General features: G+C 64.2%; 14 protein-coding genes and 3 pseudogenes. 9 read left to right on the top strand and 8 right to left on the bottom strand.

Annotation, left to right across the window (positions count from 1 at the left end; all coding sequences use genetic code 11):
• Window positions 1-8: 8 nt before the first annotated feature.
• The 3 genes and pseudogenes from gnd to dnaA form a co-directional block, all read right to left on the bottom strand.
• Window positions 9-923 (bottom strand): annotated as a pseudogene (gnd, locus tag Q9R02_RS06900) (phosphogluconate dehydrogenase (NAD(+)-dependent, decarboxylating)); the annotation flags it as partial.
• A 32-nt stretch (window positions 924-955) separates the two neighbouring features.
• A complete protein-coding gene (dnaN, locus tag Q9R02_RS06895; protein ID WP_305995923.1) occupies window positions 956-2,080 on the bottom strand; it encodes a DNA polymerase III subunit beta in 1,125 nt (374 codons plus the stop codon).
• Window positions 2,081-2,543: 463 nt separating this feature from the next.
• The gene (gene dnaA / locus Q9R02_RS06890) at window positions 2,544-3,968 is read right to left on the bottom strand and encodes a chromosomal replication initiator protein DnaA (RefSeq protein WP_425279226.1); all 1,425 of its coding nucleotides are present in this window, start codon (window positions 3,966-3,968) and stop codon (window positions 2,544-2,546) included.
• A 469-nt stretch (window positions 3,969-4,437) separates the two neighbouring features.
• Here dnaA and rpmH point away from each other — a divergent pair, with 469 nt between their 5' ends.
• The 9 genes and pseudogenes from rpmH to Q9R02_RS06845 all read left to right on the top strand — a co-directional run.
• On the top strand, window positions 4,438-4,575 hold the full coding sequence (rpmH, locus tag Q9R02_RS06885; protein ID WP_003800212.1) for a 50S ribosomal protein L34: 138 nt from the start codon (window positions 4,438-4,440) through the stop codon (window positions 4,573-4,575).
• Between the two features lie 38 nt (window positions 4,576-4,613).
• The gene (rnpA, locus tag Q9R02_RS06880) at window positions 4,614-5,021 is read left to right on the top strand and encodes a ribonuclease P protein component (RefSeq protein ID WP_305995921.1); all 408 of its coding nucleotides are present in this window, start codon (window positions 4,614-4,616) and stop codon (window positions 5,019-5,021) included.
• Window positions 5,018-5,401, top strand: a complete 384-nt coding sequence (yidD, locus tag Q9R02_RS06875; protein ID WP_305995920.1) for a membrane protein insertion efficiency factor YidD — start codon at window positions 5,018-5,020, stop codon at window positions 5,399-5,401. Before rnpA ends, yidD begins: the two co-directional genes overlap by 4 nt.
• Before the next feature lie 13 nt (window positions 5,402-5,414).
• Window positions 5,415-6,395: a membrane protein insertase YidC gene (gene yidC, locus Q9R02_RS06870; RefSeq protein WP_305995919.1), complete on the top strand. Its 981-nt coding sequence runs from the start codon at window positions 5,415-5,417 to the stop codon at window positions 6,393-6,395.
• Window positions 6,392-6,916, top strand: coding sequence for a Jag family protein (locus Q9R02_RS06865; protein ID WP_305995918.1), 525 nt, complete (start codon window positions 6,392-6,394; stop codon window positions 6,914-6,916). The genes yidC and Q9R02_RS06865 overlap by 4 nt, the downstream gene beginning before the upstream one ends.
• A 144-nt stretch (window positions 6,917-7,060) precedes the next feature.
• Window positions 7,061-7,714, top strand: coding sequence for a 16S rRNA (guanine(527)-N(7))-methyltransferase RsmG (rsmG, locus tag Q9R02_RS06860; RefSeq protein WP_425279236.1), 654 nt, complete (start codon window positions 7,061-7,063; stop codon window positions 7,712-7,714).
• A 264-nt stretch (window positions 7,715-7,978) separates the two neighbouring features.
• On the top strand, window positions 7,979-8,866 hold the full coding sequence (locus Q9R02_RS06855) for a ParA family protein (protein ID WP_425279237.1): 888 nt from the start codon (window positions 7,979-7,981) through the stop codon (window positions 8,864-8,866).
• 76 nt (window positions 8,867-8,942) lie between these two features.
• On the top strand, window positions 8,943-10,142 hold the full coding sequence (locus Q9R02_RS06850; RefSeq protein WP_305995916.1) for a ParB/RepB/Spo0J family partition protein: 1,200 nt from the start codon (window positions 8,943-8,945) through the stop codon (window positions 10,140-10,142).
• Between the two features lie 4,655 nt (window positions 10,143-14,797).
• Window positions 14,798-15,263, top strand: a pseudogene (locus tag Q9R02_RS06845) (transposase); the annotation flags it as partial.
• On the opposite strand, the gene Q9R02_RS16490 reads toward Q9R02_RS06845, so the two are convergent.
• The 5 genes and pseudogenes from Q9R02_RS16490 to Q9R02_RS06830 form a co-directional block, all read right to left on the bottom strand.
• Window positions 15,232-15,375, bottom strand: a complete 144-nt coding sequence (locus tag Q9R02_RS16490) for a transposase (RefSeq protein WP_367575468.1) — start codon at window positions 15,373-15,375, stop codon at window positions 15,232-15,234. The pseudogene Q9R02_RS06845 and the gene Q9R02_RS16490 sit on opposite strands and share 32 nt — an antisense overlap.
• A 164-nt stretch (window positions 15,376-15,539) precedes the next feature.
• Window positions 15,540-15,959 (bottom strand): annotated as a pseudogene (locus Q9R02_RS16550) (transposase).
• Complete coding sequence (locus tag Q9R02_RS06840; RefSeq protein ID WP_425279228.1) at window positions 15,956-16,192, bottom strand: transposase; 237 nt, start codon at window positions 16,190-16,192, stop codon at window positions 15,956-15,958. Before Q9R02_RS06840 ends, Q9R02_RS16550 begins: the two are co-directional and overlap by 4 nt.
• A 78-nt stretch (window positions 16,193-16,270) precedes the next feature.
• Window positions 16,271-16,393, bottom strand: coding sequence for a hypothetical protein (locus Q9R02_RS06835; RefSeq protein ID WP_305995914.1), 123 nt, complete (start codon window positions 16,391-16,393; stop codon window positions 16,271-16,273).
• 343 nt (window positions 16,394-16,736) lie between these two features.
• Window positions 16,737-17,036, bottom strand: a complete 300-nt coding sequence (locus tag Q9R02_RS06830) for a hypothetical protein (RefSeq protein WP_305995913.1) — start codon at window positions 17,034-17,036, stop codon at window positions 16,737-16,739.
• Between the last annotated feature and the right edge of the window lie 747 nt (window positions 17,037-17,783).

Genomic DNA, 17,783 nt, shown 5'->3' with positions numbered 1-17,783 from the left:
CGGGAGCGTCACTGCGCCGGCTCTGCGCCGGCCTGCTTCACGGCGTGACCGCCGAACTGGTTGCGGAGAGCGGCCACCATCTTCATGGCCGGGGAGTCCTCCTGGCGTGAGACGAAACGGGCGAAGAGTGCCGCCGTGATCGCCGGGGCAGGGACGGCGTTGGCGATCGCCTCCTCGACGGTCCAGCGGCCTTCGCCGGAATCATCGGCCCAGCCGGTGATCCGGTCCAGGCCGGGATCCTCCTCGAGGGCGTTGACGGCCAGGTCCAGGAGCCAGGAACGCACCACGGTGCCCTTCTGCCAGGCACGGAAGGTTCCGGTGACGTCTTTGATGATGTCCTTGGCGGCGAGCAGTTCGTAGCCTTCGGCGTAGGCCTGCATCAGGCCGTACTCGATGCCGTTGTGGACCATCTTGGCGTAGTGGCCCGAACCGACGTCGCCCACGTGGACGAAACTGTCCTCGCGGGGGCCTTCCGGACGGAGGGCGTCGAAGAGCGGCATCGCGGTGGCGACGTCCTCCTCGGTGCCGCCCACCATGAGGCCGTAGCCGTTCTGCAGCCCCCAGACACCTCCGGAGACGCCGCAGTCCACGAAGCGGATGCCCTTCTCCGTGAGCAGGGCGCCGTGCTTCTGGTCCTCCGTGAAGCGGGAGTTGCCGCCGTCGATCACCATGTCGCCGGCGGAGAGCTTCTCCGAGAGTTCGTTGATGAGCGCGTCCGTGGGACCGCCTGCCGGGACCATGACCCAGACCAGGCGGGGAGCCGGAAGCGCGGCGATCAGTTCGTCCACACTTGCGACGTCGGTCTTCTCCGGATTGCGGTCGAAACCGGTGACGGTCAGACCGCCGTCACGCAGGCGCTGACGCATGTTGAAACCCATTTTGCCGAGGCCGATCAGACCGATGTGCATGGTATCCACTTTCTCCCGTGGCTGGTTGTCGGTGCGCCCGGCGGCTTCTAGTTGGGGAGCCGGACGGGCATCACCAGGTAGCGGTAATCATCCGAATCCTCGCCATCGAGCTCCGCCTGAGCCGTCAGCATGGCCGGCTTGGGAGCAGCGGTGAAGGAGAACCGGACGAATTTCGTCTCGATCACGCTCAGGCCCTCGATCAGGTACCCGGGGTTGAAGGCGACGGTGATGTCTTCGCCTTCAAGGCGTGCTTCGAGTTCTTCGGAAGCCTGGGCATCTTCGCCGGTTCCAGCGTCAAGGTGGACCTGTCCTTCGGTGAAGGCCAGTCTCACGGGAGTGTTGCGTTCCGCCACCAGGGAGACACGACGGACGGCCTCCACCAGCTCGGAGGTGCTCACGACGGCGTGAATCGCGGTCGTTTCGGGGAACAGTGAGCGGATCTTGGGATAGTCGCCGTCGACCAGGAGGGAGGTGGTGGCCCGGCCGGCACTTTCGAAGGCGATGAGCCGGGAGTCGTCTTCGGTGATGGCGAGCTTGAGTTCGCCACTGCCGCCGAGGGTCTTGGCGACCTCATTGAGGGTCTTGGCTTTGACCAGGGCGGACATGGACTGACCCGGGGTGGAGGGGGCCCAGCTGAGTTCGCGCATGGCCAGCCGGTACCGGTCGGTGGCCAGGAAAGTGATCAGGTCATTCTCGAACTCGAGGCGCACGCCGGTGAGGATCGGCAGGGTGTCGTCCTTGCTCGCGGCGATGATCACCTGGCTGACGGCCTGGGAGAACGCGGCTCCGTCCACCACACCGTTGCCGGCAGGGAGTGCCGGCAGGGCCGGGTACTCGTTCTCCGGCATCGTGGCCAGATGGAACGAGCTGCGGCGGCAGGTGAGTGTCACCTTGGTGCCGTCGGTCTCCACGTCCACCGGTGCGGAGGGAAGGCTGCGGCAGATGTCCGCCAGAAGGCGGCCGGAGACCAGGATGGTCCCCTCCTGAGTGATCTCAGCAGGGATCTCCAAGCGTGCGGAGGTCTCGTAATCGAAGCTTGAAAGGCTGACGGTTCCGTGTTCGGCCTTCAGCAGGAGGCCAGAGAGGACCGGTACCGGAGGCCGGGGAGAGAGCGAGCGTGCCGCCCAGCTCACTGCCTCGGCGAGGACGTCCCGTTCGACTCTGAACTTCACGGAAGGGTGCCGCCTTTCATCAACGCCGGGTTCGATGCGCCCAGCTTAGTCGGGTTCAGCTTGCAAGAATACCCGGCCCGGGAGACGCCTGGGTTCCATCGGCCGTGGTGGGGCGGGCCTGGGCACCACCGGTGCCCACCCGTCCGGTCCTTGGCCGGGCGGCCCGGGTCGGTGGAGGGAACTTGTTATCTGACGGATTCCAAATTTTTTGGGATTCGTAGTGTTAATAACTGCTGTGGATTCTGTGGATAACCGCATCCTGCCGCGGAATCCCGGTGATCCGGGCTGTTGACGTGCTGTGGGCGTTAATGCCGACAACCCGGGTTCCCCTGTGGGAACAGATTCCGCGCCCTGGCGCGGATCCACAGCCCACTACGGAGTTTTAAGGGCATGCCCGGCGCTTCTCCACTTAACTGTCCCCAGGTTTATCCACAGGTGTTGTTAAGTTAATAAGGAGTGGGTCTCAGGCCTCGCGCTGCTGTTGCTTGATCTTGTTGGTCAGCTCGGTGACCTGATTGAAGATCTGGCGGCGTTCGCTCATGAGTTCACGGATCTTCCGATCGGCGTGCATGACGGTGGTGTGGTCACGTCCGCCGATCTCCTGGCCGATCTTCGGCAGGGACATGTCCGTGAGCTCCCGGCACAGGTACATGGCGATCTGGCGTGCCGTCACCAGCGTCCGGGTGCGGGACTTGCTGCAGAGCTCTTCGAGGGAGAGCTTGAAGTAGTCGGCCGTGGCATCCAGGATCTGGGACGCGGTGATCTCCTGGGCCCCCTCGTCCGTGATGAGGTCCTTGAGCACCATCTCCGCCAGGGCGACATCCACGGGCTGCCGGTTGAGGCTGGCGAACGCGGTCACGCGGATCAGGGCGCCTTCCAGCTCACGGATATTGCTCGAGATGCGGGAAGCGATGTACTCGAGGGCCTCGTCCGGGGCGGAGAGACCTTCGCTGAGAGCTTTTTTGCGCAGAATGGCGATGCGGGTCTCGAGCTCCGGCGGCTGGATGTCCGTCAGAAGACCCCATTCGAAGCGGGACTTCAGCCGGTCCTCGAAGCCGTCCAGGGCCTTGGGCGGCTGATCGCTGGTGATGACCACCTGCTTGTTGTTCTGGTGCAGGGCGTTGAACGTGTGGAAGAACTCCTCCATCGTCGCGTCCTTGCCGGCCAGGAACTGGATGTCATCGATCAGCAGCACATCCACGTTCCGGTACATCTGCTTGAAGCTGGTGCCCTCGTCGTCGCGGATGGAGTTGATGAAGTCGTTGGTGAACTCCTCGGAGTTCACGTACCGGACCCGGATCCCGCTGTAGAGGCGGCGGGCGTAGTGGCCGATGGCGTGCAGGAGGTGCGTCTTGCCCAGACCCGAGTCTCCGTAGATGAACAGTGGGTTGTATGCCTTGGCCGGGGCCTCGGCGACGGCGACGGCGGCCGCGTGGGCGAAGCGGTTCGACTGTCCGATCACGAAGGTGTCGAAGAGGTACTTCGGGTTGAGCCGGCCGAACTCCTGGGAGGTGCTCGGAGGAGTCGGCTGAGGGCGGACGCCGTGCGCCGGGACGTCGATGTCCTCGTCCAGGACCGGGGCGGCCGCCACGCTGGGAGCCGGCGCTACGGGGGCCAGATTGGTGTCCACGTCGATGGCGCAGCGGATCTCGTCGGAGAACACCTCACGCAGGGCGGCGTCCAGGGAGTCCTTGACCTGGTTGATCAGGACGTCACGGGTCATCTCGTTCGGAACGGCCACCAGGAGGGTGGATCCGACCAGGGCTTGCGCCTGAGCCAGGGAGACGAAAGCACGCTGCCGCGGGGAGACCTGGGGATCGCGCTCCAGCAGGTGCACCACCTGCCGCCAGGGACCGCCCACCGTATCCGCGTGACTGCTCTCGTCCATGCCCACCTGACTTTCCCTGTTACGACGCGTGAGGATCCCCGCTGAAGGCCGCCACGAAGGTGATGGGCGACACTTTTCCACAGTGTTATGCACAGTCGGTGGAAAACGGCTACTGGGACACTGTAGACGATCGAAAAACCAGAAGATAGCCAGCCAGGAGCCTGTGGATAATTACATCGGTGTCGTTCCGCTCCAGGCCTGGGATCCGCGCTCATCCACAGTTTCCACAGCGATTTGTCCATGGCCTTGTGGATGACTGTGGATATGCCCTAGATTTGACTGTTCGCAGTTCCGCGCCCTAGTGTTGACTAGTCCCTTGTGTCCCCACAGGGGCTCCTGCCTACAAACAGGTGCGAACATGGCACACACGCCGTTCCGTTCGTTCCGTGGGCAATTGAACACTTAGCGTCGGCCTCTGCTTCCCGCGATCCAGGTAGACGCGCCCCGTCGAACAACTGGAGCAACCACCGTGAGCAAGCGGACTTTTCAGCCGAACAACCGCCGTCGTGCCAAGAAGCACGGCTTCCGTCTTCGTATGCGTACCCGTGCCGGCCGCGCCATCCTGGCCGCTCGCCGTGGCAAGGGCCGCACTGAGCTCTCGGCCTAAAGCCGACTAGTCGACCCCGAGCCAGGTCTGGCGTCGCCGTGCTTCCCGCACCGAACCGACTGAGGCTCCCTGCCGACTTTTCCACCACACTTCGTTCCGGTGTCCGGGTAGGGCGCCGGAACTTAGTTCTATCTGCACACCTTTCCCCGGGCGGGACGCGGAGCCGCATCGGCTTCATCGTCTCCAAAGCCGTGGGGAACGCAGTGACCCGCAACCTCGTTAAGCGGAGGTTGAGGGAGATCGGCGCGCGACTCCTGACGGATCACCCGACAGGAGTCGACGTCGTGGTGCGGGCTTTGCCCGCCGCGGCACAGAGTGAGTGGGAGGAACTGGTGACGGAGACCGAGCAGGCATTCGCGCAGGCGCTGCGCCGTCTCGCGGCGCGCGCCGCCGGTAAGCAGCAGCCTGGTCCGGAGCGACCGGCGGCGAGCGGAGAGCGCACGTGAGCGCGCCCGTCGTCGTCCGCGCCGTCACCGATCTGCCGCGAAACCTGCTGATCGGCGTCCTGAAGCTGTACCGTCTGGTGGTCTCGCCGCTCTACGGGCAGGTGTGCCGGTACTTCCCCAGCTGTTCCGCCTACGCCCTGGAGGCCGTCACCGTACACGGTGCGGTCAAGGGGAGCTGGCTGTCCGCGAGGAGAGTGCTGCGATGCCATCCCTGGGCCGAAGGCGGCCTGGATCCGGTGCCGGACGGCGGCCGCAGCTGGCCCCGCGAGCGGACTCCGATGATCGTGAAGCTCAACCACCCGCACGATTTCCTGCCGCCGGACGGGCAGAGTGCGCCGGCCATCAAGACCACTGAAGAAGAGCGCCGCTCAGCGGCCTGATTGAGGGACAGATATGGACATCTATGGGGCGATACTGGCGCCTTTCAAGTGGCTGGTCAGCATTGTCATGCTGGGCTTCCATGAGGCTTTCAACTTCATCGGCCTGCCCAGCAGCTCCGGCTGGAACTGGACGCTGTCCATCATCGGCCTGGTGCTGGTCATCCGTGCCGCGCTCATCCCCGTGTTCGTCAAGCAGATCCGTGCTCAGCGCGGCATGCAGCTCCTGCAACCGGATCTGAAGAAGCTCCAGGCCAAGTACAAGGGCAAGACGGACCAGCTCTCCCGCCAGGCCATGGCTCAGGAGCAGATGGCGCTTTACAAGCGGCACGGGACCAACCCGTTCTCGGCCTGTCTGCCCATGCTGATCCAGATGCCGTTCTTCTTCTCGCTGTTCCAGGTGCTGTCCGGCATCTCCACGGCGAGCCAGAAGGGTGAAGGCATCGCTGCGATGAGCCACGATCAGGTGGTTCAGTTCGAGAAATCCAGTATCTTCGGTGCCCCGCTGTCCGCTTCCCTGCTGCACGGCGGTGGCGGTGACAGCCAGGTGACCGTGTGGGTCCTCTCCATCATCATGATTCTGGCGATGACCGCCTCGCAGTTCATCACCCAGAAGCAGATCATGGCGAAGAACATGTCCGAGGAAGCCCTGGCGAGCCCGTTCATGCGCCAGCAGAAGATGCTCCTGTACATCCTGCCCGTGGTCTTCGGCGTGGGTGGCATCAACTTCCCCATCGGTGTGCTCATCTACTGGACGGCCTCCAACCTGTGGACCATGGGTCAGCAGTTCTACGTCATCCGCCGCATGCCCACCCCTGGTTCCCAGGCCGCCCGTGAGCTCAATGAGCGCCGCAAGGCCAAGGGCCTCGCCCCCATCGACGTGACCACCGGCAAGAAGATGAGCGAAGAGCAGATCAAGGCCAGCGAGCCGGAGAAGCCCAAGGGCCAGCGCTACCAGCCGAGCCGCAAGAACAACCGGAAGAAGAACAGCCAGTGAGTGTCGAGACGCCTGCCGAAGAGACCGTCGAGAGCAGCGAGACCGTCGCCCCCGTGAGCCGCCTCGAAGAAGAGGGCGACGTCGCGGCGGACTACCTGGAGGAACTCCTCGACATCGCCGACATCGACGGCGACATCGACATCGAGGTCCGCAACGGCCGCACCTACATCTCCATCGAGGCGGAGGGTTCGGACCACGGCCTGGACAGCCTGGTGGGCCAGGACGGTGAGGTGCTCGAGGCGCTGCAGGAGCTGGCACGGCTCGCCGTGCTGTCCGCCACCGAGACGCGGTCCCGCCTGGTGCTGGACATCAACGGATACCGCCGCGGACGCGCGGTGGAGCTGGAACGCATCGCGAAGGACGCCGTCGAGCGCGTGAAGAACGACGGCGGCACCGTCGCCCTGACGCCGATGAGCGCCTATGAGCGCAAGATCGTGCACGACGCCGTCGCGGCGCTCGGCCTCGTGAGTGAGTCTGAGGGCGAAGGCGCCCGCCGGCACATCGTGGTCAGCGCCGGCTGACACACCCGACCCGCCCGGCCCGGAAGGCCGGGCGGGTCACTTTTTTGCAGCTTTCATCACGCGCGCTCCCGGGCGCCGCCCATGCCATCAGGAGAAGAACGGATGTCCCCCATCGACGAGGAAGCGGTGCAGCAGTCGGCCGGAATGGACGGCGTGCCGGAGATCCCTGCGTTGAGCGAAGCGGAACACGCTGCTGCCGCGAAGATCTTCGGCGACCGGCTGGGTCTCGCCGAGCAGTACGTGGGACACCTGGCCACGTCCGGAATCGAACGTGGCCTGCTCGGCCCGCGCGAGGTTCCGCGCCTGTGGGGCCGCCACGTCCTCAACTGTGCCGTGATCGAAGAGTGCATCCCTCAGGATGCGGTGGTGGCCGACGTCGGATCCGGCGCCGGATTGCCGGGTCTGTGCCTGGCGATCGCGCGCCCCGACCTCTCCCTGACCTTGATCGAACCGCTGGAACGCCGCTGCATCTGGCTCCAGGAGGTCATCGACGACCTCGGCCTGGACAACGCGGTGGTGTGGCGCGGACGGGCCGAGGCGGCCGTGGGCCTCGCGGACTTCTCCGTGGTGACGGCCCGCGCCGTGAGCGCGCTGGACAAGCTGGCCCGGCTGACGCTCCCTCTGCTGTCCGGCCGCGGTGAGCTCGTGGCCATCAAGGGCCGGAGCGCGCAGGAGGAGATCGACAAGGCCGCGAAGGTTCTCCGCAAGCTCGGTGCGGTGAGCACCGGGATCCAGAGCTGTGGCGAGGATCTGCTGGAGGAGACGACCACCGTGGTCCGGGTGACGGTGGGGCGTTGAACCCGGGCTGTGGCCCGTCCGGGCCCGGACGTACCCGTTAGGCTAGAAGTCGGTCAGAGATTGTCATGAGAAAGAGATTGCCCCGTGAGTGAACGTGAGAGCGCCGTGCACAGGATCCCGCCCTTCGTCCAGTTGGGTTCTGCGCGCTCCACCGATGTCCGCGCGGGTGGCCCCTTCATCGGTTTTCCGAAACCTATTTTGGTTGATAGCGCATCTAATGCAGATGTTTCACATGAAACCTCGGCCCGAGAGGCGAGTACAGTGATCGATTCCATTGACGAGTCCAGCCCCATCGCCAGACAGCTGGCGAGCGAAAACCGCAGGCGCGAACTGCTGGCCGGCAGGACACTGCCCAAGCCGGAGTCGACTCGCATCTTCACGGTGTCCAATCAGAAGGGCGGTGTGGGAAAGACCACCACCACCGTCAACATCGCCGCAGCACTGGCCAGTGCCGGCCTCAATGTCCTGGTGATCGACATCGACCCCCAGGGCAATGCCTCCACGGCGCTGGGCATTGAGCATCACGCTGAGGTCGACTCGATCTACGACGTTCTGATCAACGACCTTCCCTTGGCGGAGGTGGTGGCCGACTGCCCCGATATCGAGCGGCTGCTGTGCGCCCCGGCGACCATCCACCTGGCGGGTGCGGAGATCGAACTCGTGTCTCTGGTGGCCCGTGAGCAGCGCCTGCGGCGGGCCATCGATGTCTACGCCAAGCACCGAGAGGCCCAGGGCATGGAACGCCTGGACTTCATCTTCGTGGACTGCCCGCCGAGCCTCGGCCTTCTGACGGTCAACGCCTTCTGCGCAGCACAGGAAGTGCTCATCCCGATCCAGTGCGAGTACTACGCACTGGAAGGCCTGAGCCAGCTGCTCAAGAACATCGAGATGATCCAGAAACACCTGAACAGTGATCTGCGTGTGTCCACCATCCTGCTGACGATGTACGACGGCCGGACCAATCTGGCGGCCCAGGTGGCGTCCGAAGTCCGGGAGCACTTCCCCCAGGAAGTACTGGCCGCGGTCATCCCCCGATCGGTGAGGATCTCTGAGGCGCCGAGCTACCAGCAGACCGTGCTGACGTACGATCCGAATTCAAGTGGTGCGCTGTCCTACCAGGAAGCGGCTGCGGAGATCGCGGAGCGCAGTTGATGTCCATGGGCATCGTAGGCATTTTGAACCCGGCAGCGATTGCTTTCGCGCCATCTGACGGATGGAGGAACCCTGCATGACTGAGAAACGACGTGGTCTAGGCCGCGGCCTGGGTGCACTGATCCCCAACTCCCCCGACGCCGGCGAAGCACCCACACGGCCTGTGGACCTGTTCTTCCCCACACCACCGCGCGAGAAGCCCGCTGTCAGCACGGCTTCATCCGGGGCTGCGACGTCCCTTCAGATGGCCCCGGTCAAGAGCGTGAAGGCATCCAAGCCGGCCGCGTCCTCCAAGGCTGTGAAGGATCCGGCAGACGCCGACGCACCGGCTTCTGCAGGCCCTAGGGCTCGCAAGTCCGCTCCGAAGGTTGCGCCGTCGGCGGCGCGTCAGCGTCCTTCGGCAAAGAGTGATCCGGAGCTGCCGATCGCGGAGATCGTCGCTGAGACCATCGAAGCGGACGGCCTGGTTCCCGTTCCAGGTGCGCGCTTCGCCGAGGTCCCTGTCACGGAGATCACCCCGAACCCGCGCCAGCCGCGACAAGAGTTCGATGAGCAGGACATGGCGGAGCTGGTCCACTCCGTGCGTGAGATCGGCGTTCTTCAGCCGATCGTCGTACGGGAGAAGGCACAGGGTTCCGGTTATGAGCTCGTCATGGGTGAACGCCGCTGGCGTGCCGCTCAGGAGGCGGGCCTCTCGGCAGTTCCTGCAATCATCCGGGTCACCACCGATGATGATCTGCTGCGGGATGCCCTTCTGGAGAACCTGCACCGTAGCCAACTGAATCCGATTGAAGAAGCAGCCGCCTATCAGCAGCTTCTGGAGGACTTCGGGGCTACGCATGAGGAGCTGGCGGACAGGATCGGCCGTTCGCGTCCGCAGGTGTCCAATACGATTCGCTTGCTGAAGCTCCCGCCGCTGGTTCAGCGCCGAGTCGCAGCCGGAGTGCTGTCAGCCGGACACGCGCGGGCACTCCTGGGCCTCCCAGACGCAGCAGCGATCGAACGGGTGGCTCAGAAGATCGTTGCAGAGGGTCTCTCCGTCCGTGCCACTGAAGAGGCGGTCGTTCTCTTCCAGGCACCGGAAGAGCCGAAGAAGAGCACGACTCCTCGGAACACTGCGCGGCACGAGCGTCTCGATTACCTGGCGTCCTCCCTGTCGGATCGGCTGGATACGAACGTGAAGATCACGCTTGGTGCCCGTAAAGGTCGTGTGAGCATCGAGTTTGCGAGCGTCGACGATCTGAACCGCATCATGGACGTGATCAACCCGTCTTAGCGGCTCATTTTCTGCTCAATGAGAGCCCGCGTTTCACGTGAAACATCACGTGGGACGCGGGCTCTTTTGATTCCTACAAACTCCGACATGGGGAACGAAGAGCTCAGGCTGAAGGCCTTTGGCCGCCTGGGGCTGGACGGCTCTGAAACATGACAAGGACTGCTGGATGTCTGCGAATGGGACGCAGCGACGCTGTTTTCGCATACCGCGCCTGTGGTTCGACGAGCACTGTGAGCCTTCTGGAGCTAACGGTACGCAATCAGAGACGGATGACGTCGTCGATCGATGCAGACACCCACACTTCTATCGAATCGTGTTTCACGTGAAACACAAGGTAGAAGGTGCGGGCGAACCGAATGGGCGCCGGTCATAGGTCCAAGTGGACCTCGGCGATAGCAGCTCTGATCCGAGTCCCGGTTGCGGGCGAGCGTCCACAAAAATTCTTCAAAGGGTTGAGTCCATGCAGTGCCCCTGCTGTCGAGGTTGGGACCGGAAGCTCTAGCGTTTCACTTCCAAGAGGCGGGAGGAGCAACGTGTTCTCGGCACGAAGGCTGATACGCCTCGGTAGGGTGGCCAGTTTCCCGCTCCCCTTGGGCCGTGTTTCACGTGAAACATCGAGGGGCTGCCGTTCTGCGCTGATGTAAGGTCTTCAGGCTTGGGAAATCCGTCACCCAAGTCCTCTTCCGTGGGGAAGCGAGCGAGGCCCGGCCCGTGGATGCGAGGGTGGGTGGAGGACTCAGGTGGCGGACCTCCTAGACTCCGCCGGCGTCGGCCGCCATGGCAGTTCGGCCGCTCTGCATTCCGGCGGCGGAAGTCAGGTCGGCCGCCAGCCTCGGATTTGATTTACCCGGCCCAACGGGTCGAACTCAGGGCCGCGAACCGGGCGGGTTGGGCGGGGTGACGGGATGGCTCACGTGGGTATTGGGGACCCTCTCTCGTTCTGAGTCCATGAATTCGCCCGAAAGGGTACGACTAGATGAGGTTGCAGCGGCCGGAGTCGGTCGACCCGCGCCGGCCGAAGTCGGTGCAGATCAGACGGTGCTGTGTTTCACGTGAAACACTCCAAGCAGGGCCGTGCGGTCACGCCGTTCATCAGAGCACTGGACCTGATGTGCGATCCATGGACCGCCACCGGGAAGTCCAGAGTGCCGGAAGCTGGTCGGGGGGCCGGGGCAGACCGCCAGGAATGGCCTGCGAGGGCGCACAGGTGGATTCTAGGCCTCACTCCCCCGGCAGTGTCCGCGAGGGAGTGGTGAGCTTGCAATGCGCCGCCCGTAGGCGGGTGTGGGCGCTGCCGATCACGAAGAGTGCGCAGAGTGTCCAGGCTGCTCACCAAACTCGTGGAGCTGGGCTACACAACCGGGGCGCCAAGGGTCGTTGGGCGTATGCTCGTCAGGCAGGGCGTCTCCACCGCGGCTTGGCCGTGGAGCGGGCCTGGAGCCGGCTCGGCCTTCAGGATCTCAGCGCTGAGGGCCGCTGGAAAGCGAGTCAGAGCATAGCTGACGCACTCTGCCAAGTCCCCCGGGACAGTGCACCGGAGTTCGAGGCGGGGCTTGGATCCGGTACCCCGAGCCACACACGTTTCACGTGAAACTGCGAACCGGGGTGGCCGAGCCACACACGTTTCACGTGAAACTGCGAATCGGGGTGGCCGGGGTACGGGCGACATCGCGGTGATCAGTGGAACGCGAGGGTGGTACCGATACGTCCAAGTCCGAAGGTGGCGACCGCTTCCCCAACTGAGAGGGCTCCGCCAGTGCACCTCAGCGGTGGCTGGCGTCTACATGACGAGCAGCGTGGGCCGCTACAGTGGCTCTGCCGAATATCGTGTGGTAGCTGGCTCTGCTTCGCGGCGGTCCCTTCTCGGACGAAGCCCGGCAGACTACGCCCGGCAGCCGATGTACCGGCACCGTCTGTCGAGCAGGACCGATGTGGGGCGCGACGGAGGTAGCGATGGCTTCCGTTGAGCAGACGATCTTCAGTGTCATTCGGTCGCCTTGGTCTCAACGAGAATTTATTACCAGCATGCCGGGGCCCGTGCATAAGATCTGTGGATATCTTTGTGGATATCGGTGGCTCGCCGGAGGAGAAGCCGGGCACCGTCGCGGTCCGGTCATTGAAGTCTTCGGCGGAAAAGCATTCCCGACGTAAGGCCCACCGGCCTGGCGTCCCTCTCCGGAAAACCGTCGAGGTGGGCCGGTAGGCTCCGGGCCGTTTCGATGTCTGGTCTCCTGGACACGCTTCTCATGCCGAGCCGCGAGGTGGATTTTCCGCGGAATCATGCGGTCCAGTTCACTGTGAAGTAGCTCATCGCATGGACGTCCAATTGCCGAGACTGGCGTCTCATGCGACGACCGGCGGGGTCGCGAGGAAGCGCCAGTCCCGAACGTAGCGGACGTCTCACGTGAAACAGGATTGCAGACTCTGACGACCGCGGTGTGGACAACCCTGGCGGGTGTCGCCTTAGAACAGGGAGGCGCCCTGTGGATACATCTGTGGATAAAGGATGTGGATGAACGTCCACTCTTGAGGACGGCGAAGACCGCTATCGGCAGAGTATGGGCGGATGCCGGGAAGAACAGGTGCCTCAGTGAGGCACCGGTCCTGTCGGGACCTCCGGGTACGACATGGAACGTCCACGGGCTGCCCGTGCGTTCGCCAAAAGTCCAGGAGTGCAAGGCAGCTGGGCCAAGCATCGCTGGAACGAGCCTCCGGACCCCTTGCCCGTTGGGAGAGCGGGTGGTGCCAGACCCGAGGGAGGACCAGGAGGCTGCGTGACGACACAGTTGGTGTCTGCCGGCCTCTGCACGCTTGGGAGAACGTACGCGGGCTGGCTTGGAGGCAGAGGCACCTGACACTCGTCAGGGACCGTGTAGCAGCGAGCTTGGGAGGTTACGCTGACGATCGAATGCTGCCTGCGGCAACCCACCGGGGTCTGGCTGCAATGTGACACAGGGAAGAGGCGGAGTGTCCTGGACCGGTCGCTGAAGCCGACCCTGAGTGAGCATTCCTTCGCAGAGTAGCAGTTGCCGGCTGTCGTGTCGCAGGACAGGAATGCCGGTTCTGCCTCAGCACATCGGTGACACTTCCAGGGTGTTTGCTGGGGACACTTCTGAGGTTGGGATGGGTGGACGCAGTGAGATGTGCCTGTCGATCAACGCGCCCGTTGAGCAACCGGCGGCTGGCCGCAAGATGTTCCATGATGGTCAGTGACGACGTTCTGCGCTGGGTCTGGAACCTCTTGGAGGACGTTTACCTGATTCGCGGCTGAGCTGGTCTGAGGGCCCGGCCACGGCGCTGGATCAGCACCCCGGTACACTCCGTACGGCCCATCCCGGATCATGGAGGATGTTCAGGAGCTTACCTGGCGGTGTGCGTGGCAAGAACCTGAGAGGCGACGCCGGTCGGAGAAAGACCGTGAGTGACGGCTGCGTTGATCCACTCCGTACTGTGAGTGCCCGAGCCGGCTGGGGCACCAGAGGCCGCCCGGTACGTCATGAGCTGGGGAAGCCATCCACGCTGCTTGTGACCCGCAGGGGTGGTCGTCATCGTCGGCCAGTGCGAAGTCCCCGCAGAGCACCCTTGGTCAGTCAAGGCATCCACCAGGTGATCAACGGCAATCCCGGCGGAACCACCTCCAGCGGTCACCGATGACCTGATCCATCAGCTGTCCCATGCCCGAGATGTCTCAGCGATGGTGGCTGTTGCCGCTGGAGTACAACGGGTGCGTTGAGCCGGGTTCCGGCACGTCGTGGGGCTGGCCGGAGCTTTGGTAGTGGACGGACTATTGACGGTGGACAGGGCATTGGTGGCGGACCGGGCATTGGTAGTGGACATGGGCTCTGATCCTGCGGTCCTGTTTCAAGCCCCGGACTTCTAACGAGAGCCTGTTCATCGACGTGCCGTCCAGGAGCGTCAGCTGCCGCCTGTCCGCTTCCGCAGGCCTCACCGGCATCCAACTCCCAGCTCTGCCTAGCCGGTCTGAGAACACCCTGTCCGGCCAGTCTGATGGGTGCCTGGCCCGAGGCTCAGGGCGCCGCGTCCGCTCGCGAAAGCGATGACGTGTTGGTACCCGGGAGCTCGCTCAGGTGGCTGGGCCAGGTGCGCTGACTGGGCGGCTGTGCCGGCTCAGCACGGTCTGCTACGGAGGCGGCCCCGCCGAGGTCCCCAGCCCATGGAGGAAGCCTCAGCAGTGCAGGACGGTGCCACTCCGCCTGCCCGTGTCCGATGAGGCAGCAGTTCGTCGGCAGTGGCCTTCGTCCGGCGTGATAGGCGGGCGTGTAATGCAATCGCTAGGACGTACCCCTGGGGTGATGACAGAATCCGCCTCCGGAGTTCTTCGTACGTCATGGGTCTCTTCTCCAGCTTGTCGGTCGGAGCAGCTCAGCGGATGGATCAACTGGGCCGCACACAGATGGGACCTGAACCGAATGAACCTGGGGAGACGAACCGATGACCTTGCACGATGCACGATCTTCTTTTCAACGCCGCACCCGGGTCCGCAGCAGTGGAGAGGCGGTCGACCCGACGAGCGGGAGTTTCATTGAGTGTGTGAGGGGCCGGTCTCCAGCTGGGGTGTGACCGGCGGTTTCACCCTTGAAAGGACGGGCCTTTTGGCCGACAAGAACACGGCTATCAACCCATTCAAGGGCGTTGTGATCGCCGAGCAGGCGGCTTCCTCCTCACCCGCGGCGCAAGACCTCGGAGAAGGCTGTAATGGGTTTGAGGAGTTGCTGTCCGGGACGACCAAGGCCGTGCTGGAACGGTCCCTGGAGACCGAGCTGAGTGATCACCTCGGCCACGAGGCCCGCGACCCGGCCGGGCGCGGCACGGGGAAATCCCGTAACGGCAAGACCACCAAGTGCGCGCAGACTCTCCAAGGGCCGGTGCAAATCGGCATTCCGCGGGACCGGAACAGTTCCTTCGAGCCTGTGATCGTACCCAAGCGGTCCCGTAGGCTGGGCCAGGTTGCGGACATGATCCTCTCCCCCTACGCCCGTGGAATGAGCACCCGGGACATCGGCTCACATGGAGGAGATCTACAGAGAACGGGTCTCCGCCGCGACGATCTCAAGGGTCATGGACGTCTTCACCGAAGAGGTCGCCCACTGGCCCGGACGGCTTGGCGGATCCGGGCGTTGACGGATTGACACGCGTTCGTGGTGCACACGATACGGTGGATCTCTCGGTCGAAGCCGAGGAGTGGGACGAACTCGGCCAGGCGTTTTCCCATGACCGCACGGTCACCGGGTATTTCCGGCCCCATTCTTTACGGAATTCCAGGAACCGCTGAACCGCTCTTCCTTCGGAGACCGGGGCGGCTTGGCAGACGGGCTTCAATGCCCGGGAGACCTTGTCCCAGTCTTGCCTGGGCGGAGTACTTGGAGCTGTTACGCATCATGGGCACGATGCTTGTCTGGACCAGTGCTTCGGACCTACCGTGGCAATGGAGTCCGGCAGTCCCTTGAGCCCATTGCGGACGCGCATGAGTACGTCCTCGACGCCGCGGTCCTTGATCTCGGTCAAGACCTCCAACCAGTACTTCCCACCGTCCCCGCCGTCGCCGGCTCACAAGCCCAGGATATCCTGACTCCCCTCGTCCGTGACGGCCAGGGCCACGTCCATCGGCCGGTTCGAGGCCTGCCCGTCTACGGACCTTGACATGAATGCAGTCCACGAACACCATCGGATCCAGGGGCCGGTTCTGCCACTCGGCCATCCGTCCAGGACCTTGCCCGTAATCGTGGAGATCGTGGCCTTGGACACCTCGGAGCCGTACGAGTCGGTCAGATACGCACCGATGTCCCGGTACGTCATACCCGGGCCGAGAGTGAAAGGACGATGTCCACGATCGAACCCAGCCGGCGCAGCCGCTTCGCGACGATCCGCGGCTCGAACGTCCCCGCCCGGTCCCGCGGGACCGCAATCGACACCGGGCCGGCCTCCATCAGCACCGTCGTGGACCGGGACCCGTTACACGTATTCGCGTCGGCCGAGGCACCCTTCTGGCGCTTGTCGTACCCGAGGTGATCGGTGAGCTCACCCTCCAACGCGGACTCCAGCACCGGTCGGTCAGCTCGGCCAGTAAACCACCCTCCCCATCCACGGGAAGGCCTTGTCGTTGGGCCTCACTCACGAGCCGAGCGGACCAGCCCACGATCAACCGCCAGCGGCTCCTGCACCTTCATCACCACCGCCCCTCCGGCCTCCTCCGCCACGGCCACCGCGACCGGCTCAAGCTGCCTGCCCATCAGGTTCCTCCATCATCGGAGTCGCACCGTCCAACGTGCAGAGCGGTTCTTGGAGCATGGAGTAGCGGCTCATCATCGATGAGCGGCCGTGGACTATTACTGGACTCTCGATCCCAACAGCCTGGTGGGTATCCGGGCGTCTTCCATGCCCAGGCCGCTGACGGACGCCCGAAGGCTACGCCCGGGAAGTCGCAGTCAACGCGGCTGAGCCTCTCCGAACTGGGCGGTGGGCATGAGACATCAGGACGATCACACTGTCCACCGGCACATGACTCATGAGCGTCCGGCAGCACATCCGCAGACCGCCCGAGGCTCGTTGACCCGTCTGCCGGGCGTGTACGCGTCAGACGGGATCAGTGAACGAGATGGGCTTTCCGGTGGTCTGTGCGTACGCGATCTCCCTGCTGGTGGCATCGCCGATGTATCCGCCGGGGTTGACGACCAGAATTCTGTCCGCCAGATCGATCTTGTGCCGGTGCAGGACGTCCAGTGCGGCCTTCTGGTCGTTGGTGATCATCCTGCCTGCTTCGCTTGGCGCGACGACGATGACCCCTGCATGACTCAGTTCACGGTTCGCGCTGCGGATCTCCTCCACGAATCGGGTGGAGCCGCAGATACAGACAATCTCAGGTCGGTTGGGCATGGGACACTCCTTCGGTCCGGCGGTGGGCGGTCGACGGACAGGGGGATCGCAGACAGCCACTCGAGCCCACAGCCTACGCCAGGTCGCCCAGCTCGGTGACCAGGATCTGACATGAGGATCTGACATGGGTGAAGCCTGGACCGTGCTCGGCGCAGTTCACCAATCTGCTGGCAGGGTGAAGACCGTGGTCGTTCCGCAGCGTCGCGGCGCAGGCGCCCGACATGATGGGCGCATGACCATCAACGTCACGTTCGCCGGACACATCCGATGCCGGCGCTCCGGCGGATCTGCTCTGACGAGTTCTACACGGTTTCCCCGGGAGCGCCTCGTCCGGGACACCGAACACACCCCCTCGGTGGGCGCGGTGAGCATGTACCTGGTTGAGGCGGACGAGGAGGTTGCTGGCCGTGCCTACCCCGATTCCACATCCGCTGCGCCCTTCAATCGGCGAGCGTGGCATACGCCATTGATCAGGACCATTCAGGGTGGGGTACTGCGACCAACGCTCGTGGGGAACTGTTCCGGGTCGCTTTCAGAGAGCTGAATCTGCGCCGTCTGTGGAGAGGTTCTGGTGGACAACCGCAGCTCCCAGAGTGTTCCCACTCGCTGCAGCTTGGGCACTACGGTGCCGCACCATGTTGTTTGCGGACCCAAGAGCGACTGGCAGCCGCGTGAGCTGTATCAACCGACGACGACCACTGGAACGAATGAGCTCCCCGATGTGCGCTGTGAGCCGATTGCCCGCGA

It is taken from the genome of Arthrobacter horti, from assembly GCF_030731045.1.
Classification (GTDB): Bacteria; Actinomycetota; Actinomycetes; order Actinomycetales; family Micrococcaceae; genus Arthrobacter_E; species Arthrobacter_E nanjingensis.
The sequence above is the reverse complement of the archived record's forward strand: the minus strand, read 5'-3'. Positions and strand labels throughout refer to the sequence as shown.